Here is a 12206-nt window from a genome sequence, read left to right as displayed (position 1 = left end):
AGTTTGGGCCAAAACGCTGTCTATGGCCTTGACGACAAATCTCTCTCGGTTAAATGTAGGGATAACAACGCTTATTTGTGGCATTAATCCTCCATCGGACCCTGGCGGGAGTGTTCCGTCTAGAACAGTGTCCATTCTCATATTATCTCTCTTTAAACATGATCATACCTTCGGTACCTTTGTATAGATTACATAATGCCATCTTAATTTTAGACTTTGATATCATTAAGAATTAGTATTTCTGATATGGAGTCTGTGCGCTGTCAGAAACTGTATGCCGATTTCAAAAACCACCCATTTTGGTTCATATTCTTCGCAAATCTGGCCATGGTCGTAATCTTCGCTAATTACAGTTCCGTCAAAAAATTCTTCCAAACATCTGACATGTTCTCTTTTATACATTAGCAAGAATTAACGAAAAATCATCGGTTCTTAACGTAGCAATCTTAATTGCGTGAGTAATAGGCGAATGGGCCCAGGAATACGTTCCGGAGAAATGAGCGCAACCAAAACACGAACAGAGTACATTCCAGTCCCGAGCGTCACAAGTGTACCAATTACAGTCGCCGGCCAGAATGAAACCAAATAAAAGCAACAGAATACAACACCAATCAAAAAAAGGAGAAATATTCCTGTTCGTCTGTTATTGGATGACCACCGAAAACCGCTTTGATGTCGCACGATGGGATAGAGGAGAAACCCATGAGAGACACATGATCCGAAGAACGCGATTCCAGCACCCTTCAAGCCAAACATGGTCACACATATCCATGCCAGAGCGATATTGACGACAGCCCAGGCAAAATCGGTCATCATGAAAAGGTTCTGTTTGCCTTTTGCTACCAGTATGAATCCCATCGGCCAAGTGATCACACGAAGCGTCATTCCAAGACAAATCCATCGCAAAATCTCTACTGCCGGGCCAAACTTGACGCTATAGAAAATCGATATTACCGCCTGAGCAAATGTTAATGTGGCAATCACACCTGGTCCCGCAAGCAATAGGCTTACCAATGCCTGTTCATTAACCAAACGGTTGCATTCCTCATTTTTGTTCGCGACTGCGGTTAACCGGGGATAAAAATCAGCTCCCATCGCCTGCAGAATAAACCCTACGTACAGTCCACCTATGCCCCACGCGGATTGATATAAACCCGCCGCATCAATACCGATGTGTCGAAGGACAATCATGCGGACCACATAGACGCCGCCCGTTGTGAAAAACCCGCTGGCCATAAATGCCACACCGAGCTTCAACAGCGGAACTGTTTCCTGTCTCATTTGGCGGTATGTCATTGCCGGGGGCTTGATCTGTAACTTCCGGCTATACCACCAGGAAGTAGCAATCGACATGGCCGCAATCCCAACCAGAGACGGTACTATCCCTTTCTCTCGAAAGAAATATATAGTGGGGATGGTAATGATCGTACCTAATAATGTACCTAATATCCCCATCCATGCTAAATCAGAGATGCGCCGCATTCCTTGTATTAATGCACTCTGACCACCCGATACCAGGCCAAAAAACACAACAAGCGATAGTATCGCCACAGACCCCGCGTACTGATCGTTGCCGAAAGTCATGATTGACACCATTCTGGAAAAAAGTGCCAGAAAAAGAGCGCCCAGCAATCCAAGAATAATTGATGTTCTTCTCAAAACGACCACGGTTCGCGCAATCCGCTCGGTTTCGCCTGTACCGGCCGCCTCCGCAATCTGACGAACACCGCTGCCGCTGATTCCTAATCCGGCTATACTCTGGACAAGAGTTGTGATTGATTCGTAAATGCTGAGCAATCCGACTCCAGCCGGACCGACGAAGACTGCCATCGCCTTGGTGCGAACGATCCTGATCGCTACACTCGCAACAGTCGACCCGCCAATCAACACTGAAGATCTGAGAATCTGTCCGTATGTATGTTTCTCATTTGATAGTTTAGATGTATCGTTCAAAATTTTTTCAGATAAAAAGGAAAGCTCGTAGAAATGTGGTCTTTATGCCGCGTTAACCTGATGGAAGAGCAACCGGGCACTTTTATACGCTTCATGAAGCGCATTCGCCATACAGTCTTGATCTTCTTTGGTGATCTTGGGGGGGTAAACAACACAACAGTCCCAAGCAACTTCTGGTCCAAGCAGAGGCTGGTGTAGCGATAGGTCTTCATACATACCTTCAAGGTGACTGCCCTGCGGCACATACTAATCCCAGCGTTTAGCATAGTCTGCATTACAGCCCACGGATTGCGTTAGCTGTAGCAATGAAGGAGCGACTCACCGCTTCATTGCCTGTTTATCCCCACCGTCAGCAAGACCATGAAGGGTGGCGGTGCAACTCGAAACCACGCAGACATGTTTAACCCCTATAAATACAACCAACTCGGCTTTTAAACCTGCAGTTTCTGGACCTCGGGCAACCGAGACCCAGAACCACAAATAGAACTTTGGTGACCTCAGTTTCGTCCATCCACGGGCGCGCAACAGTGCGCCTCCATCATCTCCTCTGTCCTCTTTTTTCCAAACGATCCTCCATTATATTGCTGGTCAAAACGGCTTTAGTATTCCAATACCACATCCACCCAGTAATTGGTAAAAGTAAGTATCTTCAGGAAACTCCGGTACTTGTACACTCCGTTCGGCCCATCCTCGCCATCAGCAAGCACCCTAAGTGGCGGGTTTGCGAACCATGAGTTACTAAAATATTCTGGAGAAATGCCCAGTATTGGTGTTATAAGAGGCCACATACGTGGTGTTCGCTACCATGCCACCGACTGGTCAAAAGACATATGATAAAAGCAACCAGTACTCCGCCTACACCATACCACAATGTTCTCGTGAAAAAATTGGACCGCACCTGATCACCTCTTCATTTGCTCAAGATGATGTGCGTCGGATCATTCCGAAAGATGTATTCGCGACCCTACTCTTATCTATTTCGAGCGTGGCCGTGTTAAGTTCAAGTTCAGGTCGACCCTAGTGTTTGTCATATTCTCTTTCCAAAAACCGGCCAATTCCCTGGGCAGAGAGGGTCAATATTGGCCCTCCCACTTCTCTTTTATGTAACAAAGCAATTTCTCGTAAAATTCCGAAGTATATTCCCCAAGTCCGCATCTGGTCTTCATGAAATTCATATAGTCGGGATGAGTTATCAATAGCGCCATACCACCGATTCGGCTATCCAGTCTAATTTCCGGGTCCAGATGTCGATATTTCCTCTATCATTAATATAAAAACTGTGGAAGAGTATAGGGCAACTCGACATACCCGCCCGACTTTGTGCCGCTATCTACCCAGAAAGGAAAAATCGTAGCCATACCGTCAGGTTGAGGTTCATACGGATCGGTGTCGAAAGCCGAACTTCGTATTCGATATTAAGCTCACCAATCCAGTCCAAATTGTGATATATACTCGGGGTCCGAAAACCGACGACATGCCATTCCTTCAAATAAACGTCAATTTACCACGCGCTACCACAAACTGTCGTCTGGACACATATAGATTTCCTTTATGATTGAAACCGTGAACTCCGATCTCAAATCCATCAGCCACGAGGCTGCGTCGTAGATTTTCCGTAGGTTCATAGCTCCCGGGCACAAAATTAAAACATGATCTGAAACCAAACTTCATGTCAATGTGCGCCAGTTCAACTGTTTTTTTGACGCCTTCATGACACTCCACATCGTGAGTAAGCACTAGGGCAAATTTCTTTCCTCCGGGCCATCCCCGCCAACCTTTCGGCGCCATAGCCGATCTTCTGTCAATTGGCCAAATATCCTCATAAAAAGAGCGCTTCGCCATGACAATCCTGCGTCTCGCCCTAATCTGCAACCCCAGGGGAATAAAGTGTTTAAATTTATAAAAAAAGAGGCAGCAATACTGGTGGGGAAACGCTCCGAGGAGGCGCTTAAGAAAATTAACTCGAGGCATCTCTCTCAGAATTTCCTGCTAGGTTTCAGATTACAGGATGCTCTTTACCGTGTCAGCAACATATTCGATCTGTTCGTCGGTCAGTTCTGCAAACATGGGCAGGGAAACAAACTCGTCAGCACACTTTTCAGCAACTGGAAAACTTCCCTTTTTAAGTCCAAGCGAACTGTATGCTTCCTGAAGATGTACTGGAACCGGGTAATGAATTCCGCAGTTGACGCCTTTTTCGACAAGACTATTCATAAATGCATCGCGGTTTTTCACTCTGATGGCATATATATGATATACATGTCTGGCATATGACATCTCTTTAGGTACTACTATATCTCCAAGCCCACTCAGAAGTTCGCTGTATTTCGCAGCATTCCTTCTGCGGGAATCATTCCATGGAGAGAGATGTTTGAGTTTCACCCCAAGGATTGCTCCTTGGAATCCATCCATCCTGGCATTCCAGCCAATCATCCCATGATAATACTTCTTTGCCTGTCCATGATCACGAAACATCTTCATTTTATCCGCCAATTCGGGGTTGTTTGTAACTACCGCACCAGCCTCTCCGTATGCCCCAAGATTTTTGCCGGGATAGAAGCTGAAACAACCTGCATTTCCCATTGATCCCGCAGGTTTGCCTTTATACAAGGAACCGTGGGCCTGACATGCGTCCTCCACTACGAAGAGATTATATTTCTTTGCGATCTCAAGAATCGGATCCATATCCGCTGTTTGTCCGAAGATGTGGACGGGAATTATGGCTTTTGTTTTAGTTGTTATGGCTGCCTCGAGCAGCGAAGGATCCATGTTGTAAGACTGTTCTTCAACATCCACGAAGACGGGCTTGGCTCCGCAATAACTTATTGCTTCTGCCGTAGCGATAAAGGTATCAGGAACCGTTATTACCTCATCTCCAGGTCCTATACCAAGTCCAAGCAACGCGACCCAGAGAGCATCGGTACCGCTGCCCACGCCGACAGCCTCCCTGCAACCACAAAATTCTGCAAAATCTTTTTCAAACTGACTAACAAATGGCCCACCGGCAAATGCCGTCTTTTCCAAGACTTCCTGCATCGCTGATTTAATATCATCCTGAATGGACAGGTACTGAGCTTTAAGATCAAGAAAAGGGACGTTCATAGTACTCCTCCTATATATAGTATTAGATGTGGACGACTGATTACAAGACTGCCGCAGTGGACGTTGCGTCTTCGACGGAGCGAAATACGCACGCCGGGTTTCCGGCAACTATCGTGTTAGGGGGAACATCTTTTGTCACTACGCTACCAGCGCCTACTATTGCGTTTTCTCCTATAGTTACATGACTTAGGATCGTAGACCCTGAGCCGATAGATGCCCCTTTTTTGACCATGGTCGGTTCCACTACCCAGTCGGCCTCTGTCTGCAACCCTCCGCCGACAACGGTGGCTCTGGGATACGTGTCGTTGATAAAGGTGACGCCGTGACCTATAAAGACATCAGCTTCTATGGTAACACCTTCACAAATAAATGTGTGACTCGATATCTTGCAGTTCAGTCCTATGGTGGCGTTCTTTTGAATTTCGACAAACGCGCCTATTTTAGTATTATCGCCTACGGAACAACCATAGAGATTTATGAATTTTGACAATTTCACGTTTTCTCCGAGCCTGACATCATCGGCTATACAACAAAATTCTGCCATACATTCTCACTCCTTTTGTTCATCGGTTAACAAAAATGACTAACATCTTAGACGACCATGCTTGCCATGTGGAGTTTCACTATGACCACGGCAAATGTACAGATTTAAGGAATTCAAAGGTTGATCAACTTTCCTTTTTCTTTAATCGACATATTGGCAGCTTCAAGCATGTTGACCACTCTTAGACCTGCCAAGCCATCGTTTATCGGGGTTTTGTTATTTTCAATACAGTCCACAAAATATTCCGCTTCAAGTTTTAACGCTTCGGTTTGAGGTACCTTAGGGGCCCATACATCACCGGAACGGTAACTTACCAACAAATCATACACGCTTTCGCGCATCTTTACGTCTACCCCTTTATCGTATATCTTTATCTTTTCGTCATTTTCCAAATCATTCCAAACAAGCATTTTTTTATCTCCGCCAATAAGAGTCATTCTTATCTTAACTGGTGACAGCCAATTTACATTGAAATGGGCAATTAGGTTATTTTCAAAATAGACTGTCACATACGCAACGTCTTCAAATTCACCATAATGAGTCTGGCCCGTGGCAGCAAGAGCTACAGGTTTCTCTTCCATCAGATAATCCATGACAGAGAAATCATGAGGAGCCAAGTCCCATACTACGTTGACATCATGCTGAAATAGGCCCAGATTTACCCTCATAGAATCAAAATAATGCACATTGCCCAATGCCTGCTCATCAATAAACTGTTTGATTTTTTTTACCGCCCCGGTAAAAAGAAATGTGTGATCCACCATGATTTTGAGATTTCTTTTCTCCGCTATGTCAATAAGCTCCCTGGCTTGTGCCGCCGTCGAGGTAAAAGGTTTTTCCACAAAAACATGTTTGCCGTTTTGAAGTGCTTTTTTCGCAAAATCAAAGTGCATAAACACTGGTGTAATGACGGCCACAGCGTCAATTTCCGGAGATGTCAACATTTCATCGGGGTCAGAGATAGTCTTAATGGTCGGATATGTCTTGTTCACTTTCGTGAGCGCATCAGGGTTCTTATCGCATACCGAAACAACCCGGGTCCCATCAATACCGTTGAAATTTCTTACTATATTTGGCCCCCAGTACCCATATCCAATAACACCAATTTTAATCATTAGTACCTCCTTGAAACAAAATTTAACTTCCTAATTGTAAATGGAGGACAACAGCTTTAATATCCCCAGTAAATCAGACGAATTTTAAGCCTATAAAAAAGTATTACGGCGGTTAATAGGCTCCTTTACACAACAAAACAGCGAAGGGGGTTTGAATCATAATTTTGAAATCTAACCATAGAGACCATTCTCTGACATATTTGATATCCATGCGCACCATCTCATCGAATGTCGTCGAACTTCGGCCCTTCACCTGCCACAACCCTGTAATTCCAGGTTTCATCAAAAGCACTCTCTTTCGATGCCAGATATCGTAGCTTTCACACTCGTATGGAATGGGTGGCCTTGGTCCTACGACGGACATATCACCTTTCAATACATTAAAGAATTGAGGAAGTTCATCAAGACTTGTCTTTCTGAGGAATCTGCCGAAACGCGTTACACGCGGATCATTTTTGATTTTAAAGACATTACTTTTATGTTCCTCAAGACTACTACCGTCTTTCCCTGCGGCTATCAGATTCTTAACATATTCCTTATGGACAGCCGGGTCGTTATCTTCCTGCATTGATCTAAATTTATAGAATACAAACTTCTTTCCCAACAAACCAATTCGCTGCTGTCTGAAAAATACGGGACCTTTGGAGGAAAGTTTGACCAGTATAGCAAGTCCGAGAAATGTGGGCGACAATAGTATTATTACGAGAAAGCTAATAATTACGTCTACCATTCTCTTCAGGAGCAATGGGAACCGTTTTCCCCGTCTGTCCACCAAAAGACTTGCCGGTCCATTGGAATCAAGCAGGATGTCCGCACTCAGACCGTTGAACGTGTCAGGAAAGACATGCCATGACATTGATATCTTATCTAGTCGACTGTGGTCAATGCACTCACTTAAACCTCTGTAAAGTTTTTCCGCTATCTCTGTCTGTGTTTGCAGTAAAACATTATCGATACTGCCTAATTCAACAAAGATGGCTCCAATTACACGGTCATATTTATACCAACCCTTTATGTCAATCTCTCTCGTCAAAGAGAATAGGACATCGCTTACCTTCTTCGCAACCTCTTTTCTTTCAGCTCCTACATGAAAATGTTGGAGATCAAGGAAGAGCAGCAGAAAAGGGGTTCTCGTTCGCTCGGTCCTCTTTGATTCAAGGCGTAACATCTCACTAAAATATTCCTCAAGATATAAACCGTTGTAAGGATCGGAAAAATAATCGCTGGCCCCTGAGCGATAACGATTTTGTACTCTTTGGCTGTTCCTCTTTTGTTGTAAATTATAAGGAGTCATAGCGCACTTATACCATTTTACCTGCGACATGCGGCGGGAAAGAGTCTGTCCTTAATCAAGTGAATGGATAATGTTCCCGTCTATATATACGCAAGCAATCTCCTTTTCTATAGTGTGGCGGTACCGTAAACTTTTTATTTAAGGAATTAAATTGTTCTTAATACAGGTTACAGTCTATTATATAACCACTGAGGTATATGTAACCGCCTCTTGTTAAATACAACGCCAAGAAGGTTGCCGCCACTCTTGATAATTTTTTCCTTCACACTTAGAACAATTTGCCAACGTGTTTTCTCTGCCTCAACAACAAGGATAACCCCGTCTACTTGAGAAGCAAGCCCGGCGCCATCAGGAAACATTGTGCCCGGAGGAGAATCGACAATGATCAAGTCAAACCTCTCTTTCAACGGTTCCCAAAACCCGTACCCTCTGGCTGAATCAATGGTCCTGGTCGTTGCCATAGTCTTAAGAAAAAGGGGCATCACGTAAAGACTGCTATCTTCTACCCTGCAGAGCGTATTCTTGATCAGATCGCCGGTTTCAGCGGTCTCAAGATGTTTTTCGGGCTGTATATTTGCGTAAATATGGTGCGCCGGATGGCTCCTGTCGAAATCTATGAGAAGCACGGTCTTCCCCAATCGCAATGAAACCATTTTTGCCAACTCTTGAGCCACGGTTGAGGCACCTTCATTGGAGCAAGACCCAATGAAGAGAATTGAAGGATGGTCGATATCGGGGAGCGAAACGGTAATCATCTGATACAGTGTCACCATTTCCTGTTCCATATCAATATCGACTGGACTCTGCTCAGAATACACAGGCAGGGCGACTGTGGGGGAGGATACAGACTCTGCAATCTTTGCACCTTCCTTCCTGGCGTTTTCGAGAGCGTCATAAATCTTACTCATCAAGCCTCCTAAAGTCAATTACCGGATTTGAGAGTTTATTCATCTCTGCTCTCCGGACAATAACTCATCCTTGGATCTTTGTCCACGTGCTTTTTGAAAACAATGTCCTTTTTACCATAAATTCAGCTTCCGGACCACCCGCAGCGTTTCGGCACAACCCTGCTTTACTGTTCTGCTGCCTTCTTGATAGACAGTTTAGGAAAAGTCACCGTGATCCCTACAGGGATAATATCAGGATCGGAAATATGCTGATTATTCTTCTGTACCCATCGCACAAGGTCGTCATCCACGTAGCCATACATTTTCAAAGAAAGTTTTGTCAGTGTGTCTCCCTGGACGATAATCTTTTTTATGGTAGATCCATCTCTGGACGGAGAGGACGAGGCAACCTCCTTCGCTTCTGCTATTGAGGCCCCTTCATGTTCATCGGCCGGAGCAACAACCTGCTTCGCTTCCTTAACTTCAATCTCTAGCTTCTTTCTTTCATGGAGCGACATTATTGTTTTGCCTTGAACTGATTTTTCCTCGGGCAGTAACCATATAATTCCGAGCAGGGTTGATGCTAGAATCACCACGCAAAGAATCCACCACCACAAAAACGAGGTAGGCTTGGAACCAGCAAGGCCGTCGGCAACCTCTCTTACAATCTTCGCCGTTACAGGCTTTCGCTGATAGCCGAATCCAGTAATAAGGGCATTATCACATAAAATATTGATCACCCTTGGAATACCCTTTGCCTTCTTGACGATTATCTTCAGGGCTGCATTGGTAAAAACGGGTCCGCCGTTGGAGCCTGCTTTAATCAGTCTAAATCTGATATAGTCAAGGCTTTCTTGTTTTGTGAGAGGCAGGATTGTCGTTCTAATGGCCAGCCTCTGCCTTAGTTGCCTCAATCTGTCGAGGGCAAGCTCATGTTCGAATTCAGGCTGCCCGACCAGCACAATCTGGATCAATTTATCCTTGGATGTTTCCAGGTTCGATAACATGCGCAGATCCTCTAATGTATCAACGGGCATATTTTGCGCCTCATCAATCACTATGACCACGGTGTTACCTTGTTTGTATTCTTCAATTAGAATCCCATACAGCCGATTGACCATTTCCAGCACATCATTGCCTTCAGTCTGGATGCCCAACTCTTCATAAATAGTTCTAACCAGACCCTCAAAAGTAAGCCGTGCGTTGAAAATATAGATTATCTTGAGATGATTTTTGTTGGCCTTCTCTAAGTAGTATCTCAGTATAGTCGTCTTACCTACCCCTACAGCCCCGGTGACAGCGACAAAGCCCTTCTTCTCTTCTATCCCGTATATTATACCCGCCATCGCCTCTTTATGACTGGGACTTAGGTAGAGAAACTCAGGATCAGGCGTAATATGGAAAGGCTGTTTTTTAAGGTTGTAAAAGGAAAAATACATCGTAAACCGTAAATTATTTGACGCTTACAATCAAAATCACAGGTCAGCTACTTCTTCGTTATCGCCACCATCACAGGTAAACCGAGTCGTCGCTCGGCATTACGAGGTGTGGTCATCACGGAAGCCTCAAGGAGTATGGCAAGAGCCACGCCGCCAGCCAAGCCGCCGAAAGACCCGACCGCCACCATTTGTCCACTCTTAAGTTTCCGTGTCTTCGGGGACACTGGAGGCATTGCCTTTTCAAGGACGCTTATGGCAATTATTTTTTGGCGGTCCATATCATCCATAATAAGAGACTCTTCGAGTTTCTTAACATAGGTCTGATAATTTTGCTCATGTTGAGACACGTCACGTTTCAATGCCTGCAACTCCCGCCCCAGTGAATCCAAAACACGGAGTTCTCCATGGGCCTGCCCCAGTTGCCCTTTCAAGCTATTGGCTCTTACTTTGATTATGCCAAGTTCGCCCTCTATCTTGGTAAGCTCCAACTGTCTTAACTCCTCAAGATTTTTCTTGATGCCGTCTTTAGTCGCCTGAATCTCACCGCGCACGATCTGTACCGTCTTGCTGTCTTCTGTGTATTTTTCGAGGAGTTCCCTTTCCTTCTGCTGGAGTGTTAAGAGATGGGTTCTCATCTCTTGATGGGTGTCAGTATTCCACCGGGAACTCCGGATAAAAGCTGCCTTTTGCTCCAACTCATTTATTTGACTTTGTGCCATTTTCAAGCTTCCGTCCAGAGCGCCTATCTGTTCAATTAAGCTGCTTTTCTGCTCGTCGAAAGAGAATATTCGATTTTTTTCCTTGAATCTTTTAAGGTTGTCTTCACTTTCTCTAAGTTTCTCCTGAAAAATATCCCGTTGGCTCTTAAGGAATGAGGTGGTGTCACCCTTAAAAACCTCCAAATGCTTATCCTTAAAATTGTCCACAAGAGTGTTCACAACTTTAGCAGCAATATAGGGGTTTTGGTGTGTGAAAGCCACGTGAAGTAAAGTTGATTTTGAGGGATTAGTCACAGCAAGACTCCCTTCAAACATCCTGATTGCCTGAGCCTGCTGCATCCCATTTTTTGGCATCTTATTTAAATCAGGGTATATATTAGCCAGTCCCACCGAGTCGATCACTTTGCTAATAAGTTCCTTCCCGGTAAGTATTTGTATTTCGCTTTCCATGATCGTTTCCGGCGAAATCGCTAGGCCCTGACCTGAAGCCCCTACTTCCGGTCTGCTGAATTCTCTCCCAAGCTTCACCAAGAGAATGCTCTTAGCCTCATATGTCCGGGGAAGCTGAATAGCAATTGCAGTGGCTATTACAAAACAAATAGAAAATATACCGATTATCTTAGCTTTATGCTTGAACACGATTGTGAGAAAATCGCGAAGGCCGCCAAAAGGCAAGGTCTGGTGCTGATCACTCTGATCTGTCACAGATGTATCCTCCATAGTTTATACACAAACACGGCCATTATATATTTATCTCAACCATCAACGATTCTGGTTTGCGGAATAGTAGATAAAGAAAGGTATGGCTGCGCCGAACGGGATAGCCCGGTTGATATACTGATCTACGAACATATTAACTCTGGCGATATTGGATTTGGGCACATAGACTATGTCATAAGGCATGAGAGTGATATCTTGGCTAAAATCTGTCCCGTCAATCACTTTTTGCAGATCTACGTTCGTACCTGCAGGCTTCCCGTTGAAATCTTTTCGAATCACTATGATGTTGCTCAACCTTGCGGTCTCCTTCGCCCCGCGCGCCTGGGCGATTGCGCTCATTACGGTTGTCGGCCCCCTCAAGTCAACGGTTCCAGGTTGTACTACCTGCCCGTCAACCATAATCTTCCGAAAACCAAAGCTCTTGAGAATGATG

The 12206-nt window shown here is 44.8% G+C and carries 9 protein-coding genes and 2 pseudogenes; all 11 read right to left on the bottom strand.

Translation table 11 applies throughout. From position 1 onward, the window contains the following. Window positions 1-432: 432 nt before the first annotated feature. Entirely contained in the window at window positions 433-1953 is a 1521-nt protein-coding gene (locus tag LBQ00_02320) for an O-antigen translocase (GenBank protein ID MDR2017701.1), read from the bottom strand. A gap of 1485 nt (window positions 1954-3438) precedes the next feature. Then, entirely contained in the window at window positions 3439-3741 is a 303-nt protein-coding gene (locus LBQ00_02315; GenBank protein ID MDR2017700.1) for a hypothetical protein, read from the bottom strand. 213 nt (window positions 3742-3954) lie between these two features. Next, entirely contained in the window at window positions 3955-5055 is a 1101-nt protein-coding gene (locus LBQ00_02310) for a DegT/DnrJ/EryC1/StrS family aminotransferase (protein ID MDR2017699.1), read from the bottom strand. Between the two features lie 40 nt (window positions 5056-5095). Then, a pseudogene (locus LBQ00_02305) lies at window positions 5096-5266 on the bottom strand (sugar O-acetyltransferase). A gap of 99 nt (window positions 5267-5365) precedes the next feature. Next, window positions 5366-5599: pseudogene (locus LBQ00_02300) on the bottom strand (N-acetyltransferase). A gap of 113 nt (window positions 5600-5712) precedes the next feature. Continuing rightward, on the bottom strand, window positions 5713-6714 hold the full coding sequence (locus LBQ00_02295; protein MDR2017698.1) for a Gfo/Idh/MocA family oxidoreductase: 1002 nt from the start codon (window positions 6712-6714) through the stop codon (window positions 5713-5715). 112 nt (window positions 6715-6826) lie between these two features. Next, window positions 6827-7882 (bottom strand): sugar transferase, encoded by a 1056-nt coding sequence (locus LBQ00_02290; protein ID MDR2017697.1) that lies wholly within the window; start codon window positions 7880-7882, stop codon window positions 6827-6829. 293 nt (window positions 7883-8175) lie between these two features. Beyond that, entirely contained in the window at window positions 8176-8916 is a 741-nt protein-coding gene (locus LBQ00_02285) for a CpsD/CapB family tyrosine-protein kinase (GenBank protein ID MDR2017696.1), read from the bottom strand. A 164-nt stretch (window positions 8917-9080) separates the two neighbouring features. After that, the gene (locus LBQ00_02280) at window positions 9081-10241 is read right to left on the bottom strand and encodes an AAA family ATPase (GenBank protein ID MDR2017695.1); all 1161 of its coding nucleotides are present in this window, start codon (window positions 10239-10241) and stop codon (window positions 9081-9083) included. 140 nt (window positions 10242-10381) lie between these two features. Then, a complete protein-coding gene (locus LBQ00_02275) occupies window positions 10382-11758 on the bottom strand; it encodes a GumC family protein (GenBank protein ID MDR2017694.1) in 1377 nt (458 codons plus the stop codon). Window positions 11759-11815: 57 nt separating this feature from the next. Continuing rightward, a partial coding sequence (locus tag LBQ00_02270; GenBank protein ID MDR2017693.1) for an SLBB domain-containing protein occupies window positions 11816-12206 on the bottom strand: 391 nt, incomplete at its 5' end.

The sequence above is a fragment of the Syntrophobacterales bacterium genome (genome assembly GCA_031274925.1).
Classification (GTDB): domain Bacteria; phylum Desulfobacterota; class Syntrophorhabdia; order Syntrophorhabdales; family Syntrophorhabdaceae; genus PNOM01.
This window is presented reverse-complemented; position numbering and strand designations above follow the sequence as displayed.